Annotated in this window: 19 protein-coding genes and 7 pseudogenes; 16 read left to right on the top strand and 10 right to left on the bottom strand. The window is 47.8% G+C overall.

Features of this window, described 5'->3' with window-relative positions:
• Nucleotides 1-15: 15 nt before the first annotated feature.
• The 8 genes from METMK1DRAFT_RS00425 (at nucleotide 16) to METMK1DRAFT_RS00390 (ending at nucleotide 7,699) form a co-directional block, all read left to right on the top strand.
• Complete coding sequence (locus tag METMK1DRAFT_RS00425) at nucleotides 16-1,407, top strand: MFS transporter (protein ID WP_009069449.1); 1,392 nt, start codon at nucleotides 16-18, stop codon at nucleotides 1,405-1,407.
• A 76-nt stretch (nucleotides 1,408-1,483) separates the two neighbouring features.
• Nucleotides 1,484-2,374, top strand: coding sequence for a fumarate hydratase (locus METMK1DRAFT_RS00420; RefSeq protein ID WP_009069447.1), 891 nt, complete (start codon nucleotides 1,484-1,486; stop codon nucleotides 2,372-2,374).
• Nucleotides 2,375-2,376: 2 nt separating this feature from the next.
• Nucleotides 2,377-2,949: a FumA C-terminus/TtdB family hydratase beta subunit gene (locus METMK1DRAFT_RS00415; RefSeq protein ID WP_009069445.1), complete on the top strand. Its 573-nt coding sequence runs from the start codon at nucleotides 2,377-2,379 to the stop codon at nucleotides 2,947-2,949.
• Nucleotide 2,950: 1 nt separating this feature from the next.
• Entirely contained in the window at nucleotides 2,951-4,672 is a 1,722-nt protein-coding gene (locus tag METMK1DRAFT_RS00410; RefSeq protein WP_009069443.1) for an FAD-binding protein, read from the top strand.
• Nucleotides 4,673-5,077, top strand: coding sequence for a succinate dehydrogenase, cytochrome b556 subunit (sdhC, locus tag METMK1DRAFT_RS00405; protein ID WP_009069441.1), 405 nt, complete (start codon nucleotides 4,673-4,675; stop codon nucleotides 5,075-5,077).
• Entirely contained in the window at nucleotides 5,074-5,397 is a 324-nt protein-coding gene (locus METMK1DRAFT_RS00400) for a succinate dehydrogenase/fumarate reductase transmembrane subunit (protein WP_009069439.1), read from the top strand. The genes sdhC and METMK1DRAFT_RS00400 overlap by 4 nt, the downstream gene beginning before the upstream one ends.
• Nucleotides 5,398-5,402: 5 nt before the next feature.
• Nucleotides 5,403-6,107, top strand: a complete 705-nt coding sequence (locus tag METMK1DRAFT_RS00395; RefSeq protein WP_009069436.1) for a succinate dehydrogenase/fumarate reductase iron-sulfur subunit — start codon at nucleotides 5,403-5,405, stop codon at nucleotides 6,105-6,107.
• 110 nt (nucleotides 6,108-6,217) lie between these two features.
• Nucleotides 6,218-7,699, top strand: a complete 1,482-nt coding sequence (locus tag METMK1DRAFT_RS00390) for a thiamine pyrophosphate-binding protein (RefSeq protein WP_009069434.1) — start codon at nucleotides 6,218-6,220, stop codon at nucleotides 7,697-7,699.
• A 14-nt stretch (nucleotides 7,700-7,713) separates the two neighbouring features.
• On the opposite strand, the gene METMK1DRAFT_RS00385 is transcribed toward METMK1DRAFT_RS00390, so the two are convergent.
• The 3 genes and pseudogenes from METMK1DRAFT_RS00385 to METMK1DRAFT_RS00375 all read right to left on the bottom strand — a co-directional run bounded on the left by METMK1DRAFT_RS00385 (nucleotide 7,714) and on the right by METMK1DRAFT_RS00375 (nucleotide 11,478).
• On the bottom strand, nucleotides 7,714-9,186 hold the full coding sequence (locus METMK1DRAFT_RS00385) for an APC family permease (protein ID WP_009069432.1): 1,473 nt from the start codon (nucleotides 9,184-9,186) through the stop codon (nucleotides 7,714-7,716).
• 445 nt (nucleotides 9,187-9,631) lie between these two features.
• Nucleotides 9,632-10,921, bottom strand: a pseudogene (locus METMK1DRAFT_RS00380) (RNA-guided endonuclease InsQ/TnpB family protein).
• A pseudogene (locus METMK1DRAFT_RS00375) lies at nucleotides 10,899-11,478 on the bottom strand (IS607 family transposase). The pseudogenes METMK1DRAFT_RS00380 and METMK1DRAFT_RS00375 overlap by 23 nt, the downstream one beginning before the upstream one ends.
• Before the next feature lie 303 nt (nucleotides 11,479-11,781).
• Between METMK1DRAFT_RS00375 and METMK1DRAFT_RS00370 the strand changes: the two are divergent.
• Nucleotides 11,782-12,333, top strand: a complete 552-nt coding sequence (locus tag METMK1DRAFT_RS00370; RefSeq protein ID WP_216586082.1) for a GNAT family N-acetyltransferase — start codon at nucleotides 11,782-11,784, stop codon at nucleotides 12,331-12,333.
• 149 nt (nucleotides 12,334-12,482) lie between these two features.
• Here METMK1DRAFT_RS00370 and METMK1DRAFT_RS00365 read toward each other — a convergent pair whose 3' ends face one another.
• The 4 genes and pseudogenes from METMK1DRAFT_RS00365 to METMK1DRAFT_RS15835 all read right to left on the bottom strand — a co-directional run.
• Nucleotides 12,483-13,031, bottom strand: coding sequence for a nucleotidyltransferase family protein (locus tag METMK1DRAFT_RS00365; RefSeq protein ID WP_009069422.1), 549 nt, complete (start codon nucleotides 13,029-13,031; stop codon nucleotides 12,483-12,485).
• A complete protein-coding gene (locus METMK1DRAFT_RS00360) occupies nucleotides 12,977-13,285 on the bottom strand; it encodes a hypothetical protein (RefSeq protein WP_009069419.1) in 309 nt (102 codons plus the stop codon). Before METMK1DRAFT_RS00360 ends, METMK1DRAFT_RS00365 begins: the two co-directional genes overlap by 55 nt.
• A 215-nt stretch (nucleotides 13,286-13,500) precedes the next feature.
• Nucleotides 13,501-13,767, bottom strand: a pseudogene (locus METMK1DRAFT_RS15840) (transposase family protein); the annotation flags it as partial.
• Nucleotides 13,768-13,778: 11 nt separating this feature from the next.
• A pseudogene (locus METMK1DRAFT_RS15835) lies at nucleotides 13,779-13,972 on the bottom strand (excisionase family DNA-binding protein); the annotation flags it as partial.
• Nucleotides 13,973-14,047: 75 nt separating this feature from the next.
• Between METMK1DRAFT_RS15835 and METMK1DRAFT_RS00355 the strand changes: the two are divergent.
• A pseudogene (locus METMK1DRAFT_RS00355) lies at nucleotides 14,048-14,564 on the top strand (macro domain-containing protein).
• A 26-nt stretch (nucleotides 14,565-14,590) separates the two neighbouring features.
• On the opposite strand, the gene METMK1DRAFT_RS00350 reads toward METMK1DRAFT_RS00355, so the two are convergent.
• Entirely contained in the window at nucleotides 14,591-16,072 is a 1,482-nt protein-coding gene (locus tag METMK1DRAFT_RS00350; RefSeq protein ID WP_009069411.1) for an ammonium transporter, read from the bottom strand.
• A 448-nt stretch (nucleotides 16,073-16,520) separates the two neighbouring features.
• Nucleotides 16,521-16,757 (bottom strand): hypothetical protein, encoded by a 237-nt coding sequence (locus METMK1DRAFT_RS00345; protein WP_009069409.1) that lies wholly within the window; start codon nucleotides 16,755-16,757, stop codon nucleotides 16,521-16,523.
• 197 nt (nucleotides 16,758-16,954) lie between these two features.
• Here METMK1DRAFT_RS00345 and METMK1DRAFT_RS00340 point away from each other — a divergent pair, with 197 nt between their 5' ends.
• The 5 genes and pseudogenes from METMK1DRAFT_RS00340 to METMK1DRAFT_RS18590 all read left to right on the top strand — a co-directional run bounded on the left by METMK1DRAFT_RS00340 (nucleotide 16,955) and on the right by METMK1DRAFT_RS18590 (nucleotide 18,779).
• Complete coding sequence (locus METMK1DRAFT_RS00340; RefSeq protein WP_009069407.1) at nucleotides 16,955-17,779, top strand: SMP-30/gluconolactonase/LRE family protein; 825 nt, start codon at nucleotides 16,955-16,957, stop codon at nucleotides 17,777-17,779.
• A 143-nt stretch (nucleotides 17,780-17,922) separates the two neighbouring features.
• Nucleotides 17,923-18,072 carry a hypothetical protein gene (locus METMK1DRAFT_RS18605; RefSeq protein ID WP_009069405.1) on the top strand — a complete coding sequence of 50 codons (150 nt, stop codon included), beginning with the start codon at nucleotides 17,923-17,925 and terminating at the stop codon, nucleotides 18,070-18,072.
• Nucleotides 18,069-18,305, top strand: coding sequence for a hypothetical protein (locus METMK1DRAFT_RS18600; protein WP_082229980.1), 237 nt, complete (start codon nucleotides 18,069-18,071; stop codon nucleotides 18,303-18,305). The genes METMK1DRAFT_RS18605 and METMK1DRAFT_RS18600 overlap by 4 nt, the downstream gene beginning before the upstream one ends.
• Nucleotides 18,284-18,352 (top strand): annotated as a pseudogene (locus METMK1DRAFT_RS18595) (hypothetical protein); the annotation flags it as partial. The gene METMK1DRAFT_RS18600 and the pseudogene METMK1DRAFT_RS18595, both read left to right, overlap by 22 nt.
• A gap of 262 nt (nucleotides 18,353-18,614) precedes the next feature.
• On the top strand, nucleotides 18,615-18,779 hold the full coding sequence (locus METMK1DRAFT_RS18590; RefSeq protein WP_245544499.1) for a hypothetical protein: 165 nt from the start codon (nucleotides 18,615-18,617) through the stop codon (nucleotides 18,777-18,779).
• Between the two features lie 262 nt (nucleotides 18,780-19,041).
• Here the strand turns inward: METMK1DRAFT_RS18590 and METMK1DRAFT_RS00335 are convergent, their stop codons facing one another.
• Nucleotides 19,042-20,214 (bottom strand): MFS transporter, encoded by a 1,173-nt coding sequence (locus METMK1DRAFT_RS00335; RefSeq protein ID WP_009069404.1) that lies wholly within the window; start codon nucleotides 20,212-20,214, stop codon nucleotides 19,042-19,044.
• A gap of 616 nt (nucleotides 20,215-20,830) precedes the next feature.
• Here METMK1DRAFT_RS00335 and METMK1DRAFT_RS15825 point away from each other — a divergent pair.
• Nucleotides 20,831-20,986, top strand: a pseudogene (locus tag METMK1DRAFT_RS15825) (excisionase family DNA-binding protein); the annotation flags it as partial.

Genomic DNA, 20,986 nt, shown 5'->3' with positions numbered 1-20,986 from the left:
GATGAGTGGTATACAATGTTAAGGGGTCATCCCACGGACAAGGATGACCTGAGAAAGGGACGACGGAATCCGTTCGAGCTGATAGACGATGCGAGGCTGAACAAGAAGATATATCTCATACTTCTTGTGGCAGGGATAGGTGCCTTCGCGGACTATTACAACACAGCGGGCATACTGACCCCTTCCAGCTTAAGCTACTTAAAGTTCTTCAAGGCCAGTACTGTCCTTTACGGACACTTCGTCTTCTTCCTGAATATTGGAATACTAATTGGTGCGCTAACTTGGGGTCCACTCGTTGACCTATTCGGAAGAGCGAGAATATTCTTCATAGACTTGATCTGTATGCTACTTTTCGCCACACTATCCATCTTCAGCACCAACTTCACTGAGTTCCAGGTTTTCAGAATCCTGACTGGTTTCGCAATAGGTGGGGATTACGGTGCAGCCCTTCCGTTCTTATCGGAGTTTGCTCCCAAGGCTATTAGAGGAAGAGTACTGGCGCTATTCTGGGTAATGGCACAGACTGGGCTTGTAACGGGCACGTTGGTTAGTTACTTCTTCCTAGCCTCTACCAACATCTCCCCAGAGGTGTGGAAAATAATTTTTGTTACGGGATTGATCCCAATACTGATTGGCGCCGTCCTTCGATACAGTGTACCAGAATCTGCGAGATGGCTTTTTTACAAGGGAAAGACGGATAAGGCCCTAGAGGCAGTCCAGAGGGTTACAGGGACGAGTGTAAATGAGGGCATAACTGCGGCAGCCGAAGTACGTGATTTTAAAAGGAACCTTCCCATATATTTGCTGCTGCTAATTCCATGTTTTATAGGGATCTATGCCACTGCGATGCCCGCTGGCCTGGCTACCTACTTCTTTCCATACATAACCCAAAGTCTCGGCCTATCTAAACTGACATCCGTGCTATTCCAAGTACCTGAGGTGTGGATGGCTGAGATTGTGTTTACCCTAATCTTGGCCCTCATAACGGACAGGATAGGGAGGCTCAAGAGCCTGATCGCGGGGGGAACAGTTTTAGTAATATCTACGCTAGCCATCGTTCTTTTCACCCACAACGTTGGGGCCCTCCTACCCATCATATTCATCTCCAACGGCTCCAGTGTCTTCACACAAACCATAATAATCAACTGGGGGGCGGAGCTGTTCCCCATCAACATGAGAGGGATAGCCTCTGGGGTCAATATAGCTGCGTTCAGACTCTCTTTGGCGTCTACTGGCTTCCTTGAGCCTATCCTAATTGGTATAGGCGGGGTTGTCGCCCTCTACACTTTCTTAGGGCTTCTCTCACTGGTAGGTCTACTGGTAGTTTTAGCCGTGATAGGGAAGAGGGGCTCCGTGGAGGGAAAATCCCTAGAGGAGGTATCGGAGACCTTCGGTAAGAATAAGTAAGCTATTTCCCTTTTTATTTCAGTATTTAATATCGTATACAGAAAAGTATATATATCTTGCATCCCACTTTAGTCTGATGGGGTTTACTTCTGAATTTTACGAGAAAGTGAGAGAGGTCTCAGAGGCCCTCTACTATAGGGCCCTCACCGTGATCCCTAAGGACGTTGTTGAAAAGATAAGGCTATCCTACGATACCGAGGATAGCCCGCTAGGTAAGGAGGTGATGGATACCATAATAAAGAATATCGAAGTGGCGAGAAAGCGCAGCCTCCTAGTGTGCCAAGATACTGGGACGCCTGTTTACCTGGTTGAGCTGGGGGACGTAGAGATCTCACTGCCTAAACTGATAAGGGCCATAAAGGAGGGGGTTAGGGATGCCACAGTTAAGAACCACTTGAGACCCAACATGGTTCATCCCATTACTAGAGTGAACACTGGAGATAACACTGGGAGGAGTTCACCCATAGTACACGTCGAGCTGAATGAGGGACTGAAAGGGGTCATGAAAATCGTGGCGTTACCCAAGGGGTCAGGATCTGAGAACATGAGTGCGTTGGCCATGCTGAGACCGGCGGACGGATTGAAGGGTGTCAAGAGGTTCGTATTAGAGACTGTGGCCAACGCTGGAGGAAAGGGTTGTCCTCCCTACATAGTAGGGGTGGGAATAGGGGGAGACTTCGAACAGGTAACTTACCTGGCCAAGAAGGGAGCGTTGAGACCTCTCGGTTCCAGAAGCGAGGACGAAATTGGAAGGAAAATGGAAGATGAACTATTCCTTCTAATAAACAAGTTGGGTGTAGGCCCAATGGGTGTAGGTGGAAAGATTACAGCCCTGGGAGTAAACGTAGAGATAGCAGAAACACACATAAGTAGCCTCCCTGTGGCCGTGAACATACAGTGCTGGAGAGGAGAGAGAGCTGAGGCCATAATAGGTGAGGACCTCAGCATAAAATATCTGGGGGGATAGGATTGAAAGAGTTGAAAACTCCACTGGATGAGGGATCCATTGAGGGACTCAAGCTAGGCGATACCGTTTACCTCACAGGATACATATACATAATGAGGGACGCGACACTCCGTAGGATCTTCGAGGAGAAAGTCAAACCACCTGAGGATCTCACCGGACAAGTGATCTTGTTCGGGGCTCCAAGTTTCATTAAGGAAGGTGAAAGGTACAGTATACTCTCAGTGGGGGTCACTACTTCACAGAGGATGGAGAAATATATCCCATCCCTTCTCTCCCTCGGTGTGAGGGGATTGATCGGGAAGGGAGAGCTGAGCGAAATCGTGACACCGGAGTTCAGGAATCGTAAAGCGCTCTACTTCCTGTTTGTGGGGGGCGCTGCGGCCCTGGTCACCTCAGCCATAGAGAGGGTGGAGAGAGTATGGTGGGAGGATTTGTACGGGGAGGCTCTCTTTAAAGTCAAAGTCAACGCTCTGGGACCTGCCTTTGTGGCAATAGACACGTTAGGGAACAATTTACTCCTGAACACGAAGAGGCAAGTCTCTGACAACCTCAAGAATCTACTCCAGGAGATTTGAGATGGAGCCGGAGGTAATAAAGACAGACTTGGTGGTACTTGGGAGCGGGCTGGCAGGACTTAGGGCAGCCATAGAGTTCGACAAGTTGGCCCGTGGTAAGTACGAAGTTTCAGTACTCTCCAAGGTACAGGTGATGAGATCTCACTCTGTGGCCCCAGAGGGAGGAGCGGCAGCCGTGATGCAGAGAGGCGACTCCTTTGAGCAACACGCTTACGACACTGTGAAGGGATCTGATTTCCTAGCTGACCAAGACGCTGTAGAGTCGTTCGTCCGTGACGCACCGAGCGAAATACTACAACTTGAGCACTGGGGAATGCCGTGGGCCAGAGACAAGGAGGGAAACCTACTGGCTAGGGCATTTGGAGCTCACGAAGTTCCTAGGACGTTCTTCGCTTACGATAGGACTGGGTTCTTCTTGATGAAGACTCTCTACGATAGGGCACTGAAGGGCAATAACGTAAAGTTCTACCACGAGTACTTCGCCACGGCAATAATTTCAACGGAAGGAAAGTTTAGGGGTCTTCTGGCCATAGATAGGGCTACGGGTTCCTTCTACCTGTTTAAGGCGAAGGCTCTGATAATCGCCACTGGGGGAATAGGGAGGATATACAAGTACGTAACTTACTCGCACACGGTCACTGGAGACGGTCTCGCCATGGCATACAGGGCTGGGATACCCCTCAAGGATATGGAATTCATTCAGTGGTTGCCCACCACCCTGGTGCCCTATGGAATACCCGCTACAGAGGCATTGAGAGGTCACGGCGCGATCTTACTAAACAATGAAGGGGAGAGGTTCATGAGGAAGTACGCCCCGAATAAGATGGAATTGGCAGCTAGGGACATCGTAACTAGGGCAATTTTGACTGAGATAAAGGAAGGTAAGGGACTAGAAGGACCTAGAGGAATGAAGGCGGTACTTCTTGATACTAGACCAGTAGGGGAGGAGAGGTTAAAGACAATTTACAAGACCTTCAGGGAGAATTCGATTCAGTTCTTGGGAAAGGATCCTCTCGACGAACCGATTCCTGTGTTGCCAGCAGCCCACTACTCCATGGGTGGGATCCATGTTTTAGGAACAGATCTCTCTACCCCACTCAAGGGGGTCTTCGCGGCAGGAGAGGTCGCTAACGTGAGTCTGCATGGAGCCAACAGGTTAGGCTCCAATTCCCTTCCCGCATGTTTAGTCATGGGTAAGTGGGCTGGAAGAAGCGCCTTCACCTACCTGGAGTCCGAAACGGAGCCCACTACGGATAGACTGAACGAGGTGGTCGAGAAAGAGGTAGAGAGGTCCTTCTCTCTCATCAGGAGGGAGAAGGGATCCCACACCCCCTATGAGATAAGGAACTCATTGCAGAACATTATGGAAGTTGGGGTCGGAGTGTTCCGGAGTGAAGAAGGACTTACCTCAGCCTTAAAGTCCATTAGGGGACTCAAGACGTCGCTAAGTGACCTTTACGTTAGGGATAGGGCGTTCGAGTACAACCTAGAGTGGATCCATGCCCACGAGGTCATGAACTTAATTGAGATGGCGGAGGTCATAGCCACGTCGGCTTTGGAGAGGAGGGAGTCGAGGGGCGCACACTTTCGTGTAGACTTCCCGGCTAGGGACGACCAGAACTTCCTCAAACACACCCTAGCTAAGTTCTCACTGGAAGGACCTGTAATAGATTACCACCCAGTGACCATAACCAAGTGGAAGCCCACGGCTAGGGTGTACTGAATGGGAACATCAGAATGGTTTAAGGTGAGAGGGTGGAACATAGAGAGGCTACTCTTCGCCCTCCATAGGATAACGGGCTGGGGGCTAACTGCCTTCATCGTCCTTCACGTTCTCTTCGTACATCAAGTAACCTACGGAGAAAGAGCTTGGAATTCTCTCCTATCGTTGGACTCCACATTTCTAGGTAGGGTGGTCCTTCTCCTCGTCGTGGTTGCCCTGATCTTCCATGGACTCAATGGGGTCAGAATAATGTTGATCGAGTTTGGTTACCTCCTCACCGAACCTAAGGAACAGGAGTACCCATATCAAGTTTGGCTCAAGAACAGAAGACATAGGGGTTACGTGCTCTTCATGGGGATCTTGGGGATATTCCTTACCATAGTAGCGGGGGTGATACTCCTATGAGGGAGTCGACCCTGAGGGAGCTGACCTACCTCTCTGGATTAGCAATACTATTGCTCGTGATAATACACCTTGTCAAACTGTCTGTGGGGGGCTTCACTGTTAACACGTCGTTCAGCCAAGTGGCGTTATCACTGAAGGATCCTGCCTATTCCGTTACACTGATCCTCTTGCTCGCGTTCATTCTAACTCACTCCAGCCTCGGAATTAGAAGGACCCTCTTGGACAGCGGAAAGTCAAATCTGACCGTGAAAGCTGCGCTGGGAATTCTAGGGGTGGTATTTCTGATTATCCTCGTCTTGGGGATACTCACTGTGTGGTGATAAACGTGGGGAAGTTAGTCGTCAAGGTATTGGAAGGAAAGGAGAAGAGAGAGAAGCAGTACGAAGTGATGAGGGAGGAGCTGGACCCATACACTACGGTCCTCGAGCTACTCCTTAAGATAAGGGAAGAACAGGATCCCTCTCTAGTGCTTAGATATTCTTGTAGGATGGCGCTCTGCGGATCCTGTGGGATGATAATTAACGGAAGGCCAAGGTTAGCCTGTCTCACCAAGATGAAGGACTTAGACGAACCCATAAGGATCGAGCCTTTGAAGAACGTGGGAACTATCAGGGGACTCGTCCCAGACCTCTCATCGTTCTTCTCCAAGTATAGAAAGGTCAGGCCTTTCCTCGTGGCTAAAGATGAGGAGGAACAAGAGAGTCCCAAATCTCCCTACAGACAAACTGACGAGGAGGTCAAGAGATACCTTCAGTTCAATTACTGCATCCAGTGTGGCCTGTGCTACTCTGCCTGTCCTGTGGTGTCCTCAAACCCCAACTTCCTGGGCCCTGCTGCAATAAACGTAGCTTATAGGTACACTGCTGACTCGAGGGACTCGGATAAGCTTCGAGTACTACTTCTGGACACTCCCAACGGAGTATGGTCATGTAGGGTTGCAGGCTCCTGTTCAGTGGTCTGTCCCAAGGGAGTTGATCCATCTCTCTCCATTCAACTGGCTAAGTCCCTCATCCTTAGGAGAAAGATCTAAGGAATATAATTGTGTTTATATCTTATTTAGTAAGATATAGATTTTTGTTGTAAAATTTGTTCATATATAGAAAAGTTTATATCCCCACAGATAAAGTTTAATCGAGAGGCATGAAAGTAGCCGAGGTTGTGTTCAAGGAGCTATCTAACTTCACGAGAACAATATTCGGCAATCCGGGAACTACAGAACTGTCCTTGCTCAAATATCTTCCAGGACACATGAATTACGTTCTCTCCCTTCACGACGGTCACGCACTAGGGATGGCTAGCGGTTACCATCTTTACACTGGAAGGGTAGGAGTAACTAACACACACGCGGCGCCTGGACTAACCAACTCACTGGGATACGTGTACTCGGCCAGGTTAGACAGAATACCTTTACTCATTCTAGTGGGACAACAAAACTCGAGGAAACTGATCGATGAGCCCATACTCTCCACCGATTTGAGGGAGATCCCATATGCGAAGGGGGTGATAGACGTTAGATACGGGGAAGAAGTCCCAAAGGCTATACTTAGGGGAGTGAAGACGGCTGTATCTTCCCCTCCAGGTCCAGTAATAGTGGGAATACCATATGACATAGTTGATGAGGAGATAGACACCCAAGTGGAGGAGATTCACCCCATGATCGCTCAAGTGAACTACCAGCGTCAATGCGATCCAAGCATCATCTCTCTTCTGGCCGAGGAGCTCAATAGAGCACGGAGGATCGCCATAGTGGCTGGATATGAGGTAGACATAACAGATGCCCACGAGGAGCTGAAGGAGTTGTCTAGTAAGTTAAAGGCCCCCGTATTTGCCGAACCTCATTTCTCTAGGTCTCCCAGTGCCGAATTCGTCAAAATCTTACCCAGAAACGCCAGCGGGATAAACTCAGCGTTAAGCGAATATGATGTTGTACTACTGGTTGGAGGAATGCTCCACAATGTCCTTTACATGGACGAAGAGCTCAGGACCAGAAATGTGATACAGATAACGTCTGATTCGGAGGAGGCAACCAAGAGAGCCTGGAGATCCATACTTTGTGATCCCAAGAGCTTCCTCAAGGAGATCCTCCCTAAGGTGACGGAGAGAGAAGGTTCAAACGTGTTGGATCTCAAGGTGAAGGAGGGGAGAGTGGGTGAAATAATGAAGGCCTTGTCCTCTAGGCTCAACGGTTACGCCGTGTTTGAGGAGACTCCTTCCCATAAGGAACCGGTCAAGATGATCCTCGGTCGGAGAAGGAGATTGTACTTTTCCAACAGGTCTGGCTTCCTGGGATGGGCCATTCCCGCGTCCATAGGTTACGTCATGGCTGGAGGTAATGCTGTGACTCTCGTGGGGGATGGCAGTTTTCACTTCGCTCCTCAGGCCCTCTGGACGGCTACAAATTATGATATAGACCTGAGAGTATTGATATTAAATAATGAGGGATACGAGTCCTTGAGATCCAGGGCAGACTACTCCGCCCCGTTTTTCTCGCCTAAGGTTTCTCCACTGAGGGTTGCTGAAGCCTACGGGTTTGAAACCCTAGAGACTGAGAGCATTAATGACGGATTGGATTGGTTGATGGAAAAGGGTGTACGCAGGAGAGTTCTGGAAGTGAAGGTATAGGAAGAAAAAGATTTTTACTCCAATGGCAAACTCTTTTTAATGAACTCGTCTAGGTCTATATTGTTTCTTTTCCTCAAGATCCTCGAGACCTCATAGATTACGAGTCCCACTAAAATCGTCATGACAACTTGAAATGAGGGCTGAAGCACTAGGGACACATGAGGGACTACCACGACCGAGGGAATGACAATCAACGTAACTAATATTCCGGTGATGCCAGCTATTATCATGCCGGGCGTTCCGACCTTCTTCTCCCATTCTTCCTTTTTCTCTCCCTTAGTAGCAGCCATTAGGACTCCAGCTCCTAACGCTAACATTTCCAAGAGGACGGAGAGTGACCTTATGTCCACCACCGAGACCCCTACCACAGATGTATAGACCAAGTACACCGAAGCAAATATGGCACAGATGAGAAGGCTGAAGTCGGGAGCCTTGAACTTGTTGGTGTGAGTGAAGTGGGCAGGTAGTATCAGGTCCTCTCCCCACGCGAACAACGTTCTGCTGGAAGTTAGGAGTTGGGGTAACATGGTCTTCGCTATTATGACGGTCACTATTATGGAAAATATTGCGCCCAGCAAGCGCGGTTCTGCTATACTCAAGATACCAGGTAACGTCGCATAATATGCCTTCTTAGACTGGATGAGGGCGTAGACTTGCTCCCCCGTTACGGTGTGAAATATGGCAAGGGCGACCAGCGTGAAGAGTACTATGGCGATGATCCATGCATAGACTATCCCTCTAGGCATGTCCTTTTGGGGATTCTTGGCCTCTCCTCCCAACATCGGTGCAGCACTTATTCCTGCATAAGCGAAAACGAAGAGGGTGACAGTCCCAAAGAAAGCTGAATAGGTGACTGACGGTAAAGTGTAGTGAGGAATAGGTCCCTTAAATATTTGGGACGAAAGAACATTTACGTATTCGGTATTGGGGGTACTGAAACCCACGTACATTGAGGTTGCCGCAGCGAACAATATGAGTCCGAACAAGATCACTACAACGGTTCCATAGGATTTAACTCCAGAGTAATGTATTAGGAAGAACGTCCAAATCAGGATCAAACCTACCGTCAGATGCCCGTAAAATGTCGCAAACCATGCACCAGCAGTGATACCTAGGGATACCAAAGTCGAAGCGAGTGTTGATCCCACTGTATAGCTTATGAACCCTATAGCTGAAATTATACCTATCCAGTAAAGGAAGTGTACAAGGAAGCCTACCCGAGGGGACGTAGTCCTGGATATCCATACGTATTGTCCTCCACTCCTGCTCGCAATTCCCCCAAACCTCTGGTACATGAACACCTTGGGGAGCAGTAGTAGACCCGTCACAAACATAATTAGGGGGACCAAGTTTCCGATAGATGGATATGAGCCTATACTCTGTGTGGCCACTGCGTTTATTCCGGCACCGTACTCCTGACTCACTGCCGAAGCCATGATGACTATGGGACCGACTACTTTGGCCAGTTTGTAGGGTTTATCTGTCATTATTGTTTAATCTTATTTATACCTTATAAAACTTGCTTTAGTATTCCATTAGGTATATCTCGGTAAATAGTTTATATCATGAATAATTATATTATAGAATTTATATGATCAATTCCCCGGGCTCTCCAGGAATGATCGGCTACAGGCTTCCAGAGTAGAGAACTTCCTTCAACCGGGAATCCCATTTGTCCTTCGAGGAAAAGTGTAGTCGCCTGCCCCGAGGCACCGCTCTGCATAGAGAGGGGGAGCTTTAGCACTACCGGTCGAACCCTGGCGCGGACGTGACCATGTATGATGGGACGAAGGCATAGCCTCACGAAACCTCGCTTCAACCGAGACATCTCGGTGATCCCGCTCTACTCTGCGACTGTTGTCGGAGTACCCTTAGGAAAATGACATTCGAACTAGGGTGTTTATCCATCTCACAGCGAATGGGGTTTGGGCTTCATTGAATTTTCATGAATTTGTATCCAATCCTCAGCCCTTGGGCTTCACGAGAGTCACGGGGCATTGCCCCACTCATCCTCCTCCGCCCCCTTAGCGGGGTAACCTAAACCCACCTACTCCCAGTGGGAGTGAGAAAGAGGTGGGGAAACCCGCACATCTTGAGGTATATGTTGAGGGATGCGTTGAGTTGCCTATCCAGAGTGAACCCACACCTCTCACACCTGAAAGTCCTGCCGACCTTTCGGGAAACCCATCCACATCTGGGGCAGGACTTAGATGTAAGGTGTGGGTTCACCTCCTTAACGAAAGAACCGTATAAGGGAGCCTTGTACTTAAGCACACGGTGAATTGTCCTCCATACAGTCCTTGAAATCTTCTTAGACAGCTTGTCATCAGCGTCTCGGAACAAGGACTGCTTATTCAACTTTTCAACAGCAAACATAGTGAGAGGATACATCTCCAGCAACTTATTCACGAACTTGTGGATATAATCCGACACACGGTTCCTCTCTCTATGGGAATATTTCCTTAACAACTCCTTCCCCTTCCTACCGTGCTTTGAAGTAAAAGACTGTATTCTACCCCTCTTCAACTCCATGCCGAATTTTAGACTATACAACTCCTTCAAGGAAAATGTAACAAACTTATCACCATCATAAGCGTCTAATGTGTACAAGTTGCTATCAATTGCTAGGAAATCTAGGGGAGTAAACCAAGGTAATCTGTAACGAAATGGCAAATACACCTTATCCTCCTTAATTATGGGCTCACCCAATTCAAGTCCTTCAACCCTTCTAGAGAACCAAGTGTGAGACCAAGAGAAGGTCAAATATTCATAAGGTCTTACTGTAATCCTAACGTCTTCGCCATCAACCTTCCTCAGAGTAGACTTTATCCTAACGTAAACCTTCCTCAGTGTTGGTTTCCTCAATGATGCTTGCCCCTTCTCGGCCCTCCTCTTCCAACTCCTCAACACTGAGTAAGCGTCATTTATTGCTTTGTCCACGTAGTGGGAAGCTAAAACGTTAATCTTCTCAAGCTCGTCTCTCAATACCTTGTACACTTCCTTTTTCTTAGGCAAGGTTATTTTGACTTTCTTACCTTTCTTCGTTTCTTTTTTCTCTATCTTAGTCCTCTCCCATAACCAGTCTAAAGCTTTCTGTAGTAGGTGTTTATAGTTCTCTAGTAATATCTTGCTCTCCTCCTTCTTATCATTCTTCAAGGAGTAAGTTAGGTAGACGTATTCCTCCTCTGGCTGAAACGATTTAAGCCTTAATTTCTTCGACACATTTCTTCACCTTTTCGTATTTATGACTTCTCATTCCGTAGAGTTTTCCGCTAAAGGAGACTAGTAGGGATTAAGTCTTCTATCAGTTCTTGTTCTGGGGTTTTGCCCTCCTTGTTTAGCACCACTATCTCACAGTTGTGTGATTTGCACACTTCTTCAATTATCTCGAAGCCGAACCTTACTAGTCTGTCTGGGTAGGCTACAACTACTTTTGATACTTCGTTGTTTAGTATCATCCTTAACAACTTGAGGAATCCTTTTCTCTTCATGTTCAATGAAGATCCCACGTCTGTTATCACTTGGTCGTATTCTTTAACGTTCTCCTCTAGGTACTTCACTTGGTTTACTAAATCGTCTTTTTGTGTATTTGATGATACTCTTGCGTAAAGTATCACTTTCCTCTTCCTAACAATACCTATTAACTTTTCTACGTCCTCTTCTCTGAACCTCCACTTCCCGCTTTGTAATATTACTGGTTTTATGTATCCTTTCTTAACATAGCTCTGTAGTGTGCGATATGATATTCCTAAGCGTTGGCACACTTCCTTAGGTTTCAGCCTTGTAATTAAACTCACATACAAAGTATAAAAACTTCACGGTTTATCGGAAACTGCTGACTACGGCGAAGTTTTCGCCCCCTTCAGGTAGTGCGAGATTCCTTCATAAAATTCTGTATCAAGGAGCTGAAATTTACAAAGTGTCTGAACAAACTGTTGCTCATCAGCAGTTATGGGATTTCTCGTTAGGTGTAGCCTTGAAGTCAAGGCAAAATCTAATAACTGCTGTGCTCATGTTTTTTATGGAGGGACGAAGTTATTCCCATGCATTTCGTGAACAGATTAACGGGATTAACTTATGAGGTGAGGGAACCTACGGAGCAGGACGCCCCTACGGTTCACGCTACCTTGAGGGAACTTTTAGACGACGAAGATTCCTTCGTTTTAGTGAACTACCTAGGGGAAGTGAGGGATGTCCAAGAAATAGGTAAGATACTGAAGGATTCGAATTCGTCTCAACGTCTATGGTACCTTACGTTCATTAACAATGAACTAGTGGGAGGTGCTAGCCTCTTCGTGGCTCCATTTTTCCCCTTCAAGGTTCAAACCCATGAGGGAAGGTTAGCCTATTGGGTGAGACGAAAATTCAGAGGTATGGGTCTAACCTACGTTATGCTCTACGTCCTCCTCTCCAATTCAGGAGTGACCTACGTCTCGGCGTTCGTCGATCGACTTAACATTAAGTCAATGAAGATTCTGGAAGCTTTGGGACTAGAGAGGTTAGCTCTCCTTGAGGAAGCTATCTATAATGTTAAGGAATGTAAGCTTCACGATGTCTACCTCTATAGGGGGAAGAGGGAAGTCGCACTGATGAGGTTGAGAGAGAAGCTGGAGGAAAGAGGGTTTAGCTATTAAACTTGAAATAATACCTTTTTAACAGATAAGGCCGTGAGTTCGAAAGATTCTTTATGGTTCTAATTAGTTTCAATTTTAAGTATTGAAGAGTCTTAGCTTAGGCTAGCCCTGCCCACTAGGGTTGGATGGAAGAGCCGTTTCCTGTACTCCTAGTCCTGAAGTAGGACTAGGCAGATGGGCTTCACGCCGTTCTCCTCGCATTTCTTCAAGAAGTATTTTTCATTGAAGTCCTCCCTCCCCAATGAGTAGACTACCACGTCCTTGGCCTTAATGAGATCCTTAATACCTCTCTTGATGGAGGCTACCACGTAAAGGACCGCCAGGTCCTCAGGGGATAGGATGGGGACTTCCCCCACTCCCTCTATCCTGACCGTTCTCCTCCTATGCACAACTTCCTCATCGAACTTAAAGGAGGGAGGTTTGACAACGTCTATCCTCATGCCCTTAATCACCAGCCTGTACTGCCAATGCCCTACGTCCTTTGGAAAGATTTCATATCTACCTGAGACGAATTCAATGAACTCCGCCAACTTCTCAACGTCATCCAAGTTCACGATGAAGTCGATGTCCAGTGTTGTTTCGGGATTGGCGTAAAAGTTCCTCGCGAACCTCCCTATCAAGGCAAGCTCGGGATAAAATCTCCTTATCTCCCTAACTGCTGTCCTGAACGCGTTCTTGAACTTTCGCTCCACTTCCAAAGATCTACACCTAAGCTCAGGGAGAGCATAACATATTCGACCTTGGTCAGGTTCGTTTCCTTATCAAGGAAATAATCCACGTAGTCCCTTACCTCATCTTTTCCCACCCTATACTCCCTAGCTAACTTGAACAGCTCCTCCCACCTCTTCATTTCCTCCCGTCTCCCTAAATAGAACCTCCTAGGCCTCCTGGACTGCTTGTCCCACATGGTCACGTACATGTGGTTACCTTTGACCTGTAGCTTCACAGACATATACTATGAAATAATAGTATATAAGAATGATCCAAGTCCTCAGCAACTCCATTAATTGCCTTGAAAAATATCCTGTAGGAGTTTGGGACTTAGCCCAACCTCCCGCGGTCGAGCTGAATCTAATAACTATCGCAAACTCCGAAATCATTTACTAATCTTAGGACTGAGGGTCCCTCAAACATCACTAATGGTTAAATCCGTTTGTCCCTACACTTTCATTTCATTTTGTCTTCAATCACGATCGAGTGTAGGGACTTAGCCCTCAACCACCTACTTACGGTAGGTGGGTCATGGGACTCCTTTGAGCCTAAGGGCACGGGGCTCACATCTCCAGCCCTTTTCCTCAAATTATAGAGGGCAACTACGTCCCTATGCCACCTCTCTTTCCCCCTCTCACAAACACCAACCCTTGGGGCATCGCCCCCATCGGGTTGGTAAATGATCTTCGTCCCGTGGACTGGGCAAATAGTAGAAGTATAAGATAAGATGGGTAAACCCTTGCGTAAATTACTGCTCTTGTTTCTTCTTTCCTTTCCAAATATTTCTTAATCTCGCCATAAGGTATCCTATACTTCCCACCCTCAGTTGTCACCACCCTTATCTTTCCCTCCCTGATCCACCGTAGGAGTGTTGAGTATGAAATGCTGAGCAGTTGGCAAGCCTCCCTGGCCTCAGTAGTCTTTCCACAAAATTAGTTGATAATAAATGAATATAAAAAGATTTCTATCAACGTGAAAAAGGATTCAGTACCTTTCATGGCTCATGGAATACAAGGTCGGAAAGATGAGGGTATCCCTCATCAAGGGAGACATAACTGAGGCCGAGGCAGACGCCATAGTGAACGCGGCCAATTCCATCCTGGAACACGGGGGAGGAGTGGCTGAAGTCATAGTGAGAAAGGGTGGGTGGGAGATCCAAGAGGAGAGCAGAGAATACGTGAGAAGATTTGGCCCTGTACCTGCTGGGGAGGTCACTGTGACTAAGGCTGGGAGGCTCAAGGTGAAGTATATTATTCACACCGTGGGACCCAGATACGGAATGGGGGGACAAACTCAAGTCCGCCGTGAGGAGATCAATAGAGAAAGCAACGGAGTTGAGAGTGAGGAGGTTGGCCATACCTGCCATCTCAACGGGAATTTACGGATATCCGTACGAGACGTGCGCTGAGGTCATGACTGAGGTTGTAAAGGAAATGAGGGACATCGACATGGAACTCTTAGTGTGCCTCTTCTCTCAAGAGGCTTACAACATCTTTAGCAAAATTTTCTCAAAGGACTAACAAAATTAGTTAATTAAAAAATCACTTCACTCCTTCTCTTCCTCTTTACTTTCCTCCTTGGCTGGGGTTACCTTACTTTCTCCACCTGCCATGGCTTCAGCGTAAGCCACCTCACCGTGAATCGCGTAATCTCCCTGCGCCAAGACTTCCGGTGGGGCCCTGAGCGGTATGAAGAGGCCTATTGCCTTCAACAGTCCGTAAGTCACCGCGAAGTCGTAGACGAAGACCACTAGAGCACCTAACGCCTGTATTCCTATCTGTGCCACGTTTCCGTAGAGAGCACCAACCAATACGGGATCCACGTACTTAGTTACGTTGGGGTCAGCGAACACGCCTGTCAGTATTCCTCCCACTATCCCAGCTATACCGTGGGTGGAGAACACGCCTAGGCTATCGTCGACTCTCAGTTTGGGTTCCAACTTGTACAGGGCTAGCCAAGGTATGGAACCAGTAGCTATACCTATCAGGATGGAGTAGAATCCGTTGACGTACCCTGCAGCTGGAGTGATGGCTACTAGTCCAGTTATAGCTCCAGAGGTAGCTCCCACTAGGGAGGGCTTGCCGAAGAACTTCATGTCCATGAGCATCCAAGTTATCGCACTCATGGCAGTGGCTATATTGGTGTTGAGGACCGCTATGGCCGCATCTATGGTGGAACCACCTGGATCTCCTCCATTGAAGCCGTCCCACCCTAACCAGATTAAACCTGCTCCAGCGAGGATTAAGGGTAAACTATGAGCTTCCAACTTCCTCTCCGAGGCCATCCTTGGTCCCACTGCCAGGGCAGCGGCCAACGCACCTACACCAGCATCGACGTGTATAACGTATCCTCCAGAGAAGTCCACAGCTCCCAATTGGTTGAGCCAGCCTCCAGCAAATAACCAGTAGGCCACTGGGGAGTAGACTAAGAGGGACCAGAGGGGAACGAATACCATCCAGGCCTTGAAGTTCATCCTCTCCAGCACTCCACCTGCCAAGAGGACTGGAGTTATAGCTGCAAAGACGAACTGGAAAAATATGTAGGTGGACGTGGGAATGTTCAGTGGAGTATTTCCAGGACCGTAGACGGTCTGAGATGCTTCGTAAATTCCCTGCCACGCTGGAGTTGGAGACCCTAAAATTCCGTAACCGTTAATCTCAAAGAGGGGTTTCCCAAAGCCGAAGTTGTAACCAGCTATCATCCAGATTATCAAGACCGCTGCAAAGGCGTAGAACACCATCATAGCACTGTTTATAGAATACTTCTTCTTGGACAGACCTGCGTAGTATAATGCAACTCCAGGGACGCTCTGTAGTCCCACGAAGGTGGCAGCCGTGAGCATCCACGCGTTACTTCCAGTATCTAACCAAGAGGGTACGGCAGCAGCAGGATAGTCAGACGTGTGATTCTCTAATGCTAAAATACTCTGATTTAACTGTTGAATGGAGCTGTTAGTGGCCCCCAAGGAAGAAACCACTAATATCACGGGAATTATCAACAGCAATCCCGCGAATATTCTTTTTATCATTCTTTCTCAAGTGCCTTCTCTATAAATACTTTAAAAACAATTCCGTTAATGGTAATAGAAAGTTATCAAAAATAAGATTTAGTTTTAGAACATCGTTCAGAGATAACGCGAAGAGTTGTCGGATGCACCTCATCATTTTCTAAATAATAACTGAAAACCAATTCAGATAGGTTTAAGTATATGCAGTTTTAACATTACTTTATGTTTCCTCAGACTTTAGAGGGACCACCGCCCCTGACAAATGAGGGGATTTCCCGTTGAAGGAAGTGCGACCTCTCGGTTTACAGGTGTACAACTGGTTGAGGATGTAAGACCTAAAGGGGCAAGAGGTGGATCTACTACAACCACGGTTATGAAATTCTCTCCTAACCCAAGGCAGACTATAGTTACCTAGAGGGGAACCCCATAAGTGACAACATGATGGAAGCGTCAAGGATGATCAAGGGGGTTATAGGTTCGCGCTCCAGGTGATCTTTGACGACAAGGAAAAGAGGTAGTCCAGAACTGTTGCGGAAGGCCCCATTAACAACAGGAGAATGAACAATCCCAATGAGACGACCACTGAATCCAATAGGGCTATAAAGAAGCGTACCATTCCGTAAACTTCTCGTCTCATCCTTTGGGCTTCCTCTAGGACCTCATGTAACTGAGTGACCCTCCTGATGGCTATCTCCTCAGCGCCCAAAGGTAACCGACCCCCGTGACCTGTACCTCGACGCTCCCGTTCACTATCAAGTAGAAACTCACTTGTCTTTCTACAAACAGCAGTTATGGGATTTCTCGTTGCGTAGCCTTGAAGTCGAGGCGAAATCTAATAACTGCTGTAAGGAAGACTGACTGGGAGTGAACGTCAGTTATATTCTCGGACGACGAAGATCAAGTATGAAAGTTGAGGTATTCCTAAAGTCTGACGCGATCTTAGGGGAAGGTCCCCTGTGGGATTGGAGGGACAACACCCTATATTGGGTAGATATATTAAAGGGAGAACTACACACGGTCAAAGGTTCCAGCCACGTGACTTATCCCTCCCCTAAGATGATCTCTGCCCTGGGATTAAGAGAGGACGGAGGACTGGTGGTCTCCGCCTATCACGATTTATACGTCTGGAAGAACGGAAGGTTCTCCCCCCTATCCGCCCTTGATACGTCGGAGGAGGTGAGGTTTAACGATGGTAAGTGTTCCCCCTGGGGAGACTTTTGGGTGGGTACCATGGACTTGAGGGAGACCAGGGAGATAGGGTCTATGTACAGGTTCAGGGAAGGGAGGTTCTCCTTGCTTCACGATGGTCTCATAATATCCAACGGGCTCGACTGGCTGGGGGATACGTTCTTCCTGGTCGACAGCCCCAAGAAGAGCATCTTCGCCTTCAAATGGAATGGGGAACGTCTGGAGCCTCAGGGGGTTGCGGTGAAAACGTCCTATCTCCCAGGAGTTCCCGATGGTATGACTCTAGACTCTACCGGACTAATGTGGGTTGCACACTACGGTGGAGGAGTGATAAGTGTCTGGGAACCCTTTGCCGAGAAGCCTGTTCAGGTGATTCGGTTACCTGTCAAAATCGTAACTTCACTGACCTTCGGTGGGATTGACCTTAGGGAAGTCTTCGTGACCACTTCGAGAAGGGAAGGTGAGGAGTTAGGGGGGTCCGTGTTGAGGTTTGAAGCTGAGAACAAGGGGAGACCGGCTCTGGTCTGCAACAAACTATGAATTGTGCTGACCTCTCCTTGGCATATGAGTGTAATTCGTACCCGCGACTATAATTCAGCAGTGATGGGAATCTTAGGGAGGTAATACGAGAAAGTCGGTATTAGCGAGAAGTTTTCATTTTTCAGTGCCTTCCGGCTGAAAAGATGCGGAACGAGGAGAGGTCGATCAGGGAAGCTGATATGAGGCTGGTCAGGGAGATCAACAGGTTGGATGTAGTCAGGAGGAACGGGAGGAGCAGGAAGTTCTTGTTGTCTATCGTCCTCATGATCTTACGGGCGGGAGGGCCAGCGTGAGGAACGCGGCCGAGACGTTCGGGTTGGAACGTGAATTGATGGGGCGTTGGGAGAACTGGACGACGCGTGGAGGGGCTGGAGGTCCTGTCAGACTGGTGAAGGGTCAGATCGTCATCGTGGACGACACCGTGGACCACGACGCTCCGGGTAGACGTGAGCCCCCGGGAACTACTGGACCTACTGCCACACCCACGGGAGGTTCGAGAGGGCCAAGCTCCTCACGGTCGCCATAGTGGACCTCTCCACGGGCAGGACGTTCACGGTTTCCCCTACGCCGTGAGGAAGATGTTGGATTTGTGAGGGTCACCGAGTTCAAGACCAAGATCGACTTGGCCAGATGTTGGACGTGCTCAAGGAGCCCTTCCGGTAGCCAGGGTCGTCTTCGACCCCAGTACTGTCCGAGAAGCCCGTGACGGACAACGTAGTGTCTGAGCTCAAGTCCAACCGAACTCAGGGTCGGCCAGGACACCCTCGAGGAAGACCTCCCAGTGGGATACCCTGGAGTCTACTTCGCCGACCTGACCCTGGGAGGCTGAGTTGTCATGGTGAAGTCGCTCGCAGGAACACGACTCGGGACACACGTCAGGTACCTCTACACGACCGACCTCTCGCTCACCGGGGAGGAGGCCTGTCGGGTGGGAGATCGAGTACCTCCAAGGGACGTCAAGGCCCTGGGACTCCTCGTTCTGGAGGGGGGAGAAGCTTAAGGGCTACCTCACGATCTTCACCATCAATAACGTCGTCAGGGAGCTGGTAGGGGAGCTGAACCTGAGGAGCGTGGAGGTGTTCCTCAGGTTCTCGAGCGCCCTTTAGGCTGACCGCCCAGGTTGATGAAAATCTTTAAGTTACGTTAAAGTCCCATAACTGCTGTCGTTTATTTTATCATGTTCCTGTTCATGGTAGGGACACCAGTTGAGGACCTCTGGGAGACCCCTCAGAGCTCATCCTGCCTTAAGGTCTGAGAGAATGTTACTTCTCCATAATCCGCTTTACATCTTCGTCCTTGATCTTCATGAAGTTTTTTATTACGAAGTAGCTGGGAAGAGACATCATGATTCCAAATATCCCTACACCCATGATGACATCTACAAGGCTGAAGAAATTGGTAAGGTAACCATAAACGAAGGCCATGACTGGAGAGGAACCCGTGAAAAAGAGCTGCATGATAGAATTGACTCTACCCATAACTTGATTAGGAACGATCCTAGTGAGTAGGGTATCCAGGGGGATATTAATCAACGATACGCTAATGCCCAACAAGAAAGATATAATGGACTCCAGGGACGGAGATCTATCGAGGGCTATGGCCACGAACGAAAGACCAAACCCTAGTGAAATCAACGAGAGAAATAGCGGACGAGCGATCTTCTTTGCCACCAAACCTCCCACTACTCCACCCACGATCGCACCCAGAGAAAAAGAGAGGAGAAAGAGGGTATAATATAGTGCCGAGGCTTTGAGTATTAAATGGAATAGACCAGAGGCATAAACATCAAGTACAACAAACGTTCCGTTGATCGTCATAGCAAGGATCAAAAGGGGAATTAAGAGCTTTATTACCTTTAGAGCGTGAGTGTAGGAGTAACCAGAACCCGAGTTTTCTTCCATCTTAGAGGGGAAGGAAAACACTACAGGAATTACTGAAAGTAAGAGAACTAAGGGAGGGAATGAGGCAGGACTTATATATGCCGTTACTCCTCCAGCCAGAATACCTACCAGATCACTGATTGCTCTCCCTATGCTTCCCATGGACATAGCCTTAGACAGATCCTCTGATACCACTAACTCCTTAATACTTGCATAAAATGCATCCCCCATTGTCATAAATAACATAAAAGAAATTAGCGCTACTCCGTATACAACGTAAAGGGCATCGCTCATCATTAGTATTGAATATACAAAAAATGATAGGATTGATGTAAGAAATATCAGTTTAGATCTGTTTAGTCGATCTAGATAGTACCCGAACGGAACGGCTATAACCACATATCCGAGGAGTGAGAACGCTGGAACCAAGCTGGCTAAAAAGACGGAATCATACTTAACTACGATTTCCCACATGAAGTAAACTGTGAACATGACGTTAGTGACTCTGAGGAAATTCCTTGCGATCCAAAATCTCATGAACGTCCTGCTTAACATAGGTCACACCGCGCGAGGTCAATAGGTAGGCCAATCACTTCTTCCAACGAAGTTTTCCGTCTCCTATCTCGAAATCCCACCTGACTGTCAGGGGCATGGCGGGTTGTGCCTAAAACCACATTCAAGATAAAAGGGGAAAAGATGTCCACTCCAATTGAACAGAACATGTCAGAAAAGGGTTTGGAACTTCTGAATAATTAAAACTAACAGTAAGTTCAGAATTTGAACCTTGAATACAAAGGTCATCATGTTCATTGGTCATTGTAATGGCCTTTCTAGTCATCTGAAGTCTCAAAGCACTGAATATTTATTATACCACTTGGTTTTTAAGGACAAGGTTCATATCTATGTGAGTAATACCAACATACGCCAGAGTGCAAGATGTACGGAATAAAATAATCAAGGATTGGGGAAAAAGCGATCTTCTAGCATAACCTGCACTGTCCGAGCGACAGGGAGGAAGTCATTTGAACTCCCCTTCTGGGACCTGGGAGAGCACCGAGGTGTAGATCAGGGCGATGTCGAAGACAAGGCCGTGTCCCTGTCCACAGCTGGGCTGAATCCTTTTTCACGTTGATAGAAATCTTTTTATATTCATTTATTATCAACTAATTTTGTGGAGAGACTACTGAGACCTAAGGAGGCTTGCCAACTGCTCAGCATTTCATACTCAACCTTGTTAAGGTGGATCAGGGAGGGGAAGATAAGGGTGGTGAGAACTGAGGGTGGGAAGTATAGGATACCTTACAGCGAGATTAAGAAGTACTTGCAG

The organism is Metallosphaera yellowstonensis MK1, assembly GCF_000243315.1.
GTDB lineage: Archaea > Thermoproteota > Thermoprotei_A > Sulfolobales > Sulfolobaceae > Metallosphaera > Metallosphaera yellowstonensis.
This window is presented reverse-complemented; position numbering and strand designations above follow the sequence as displayed.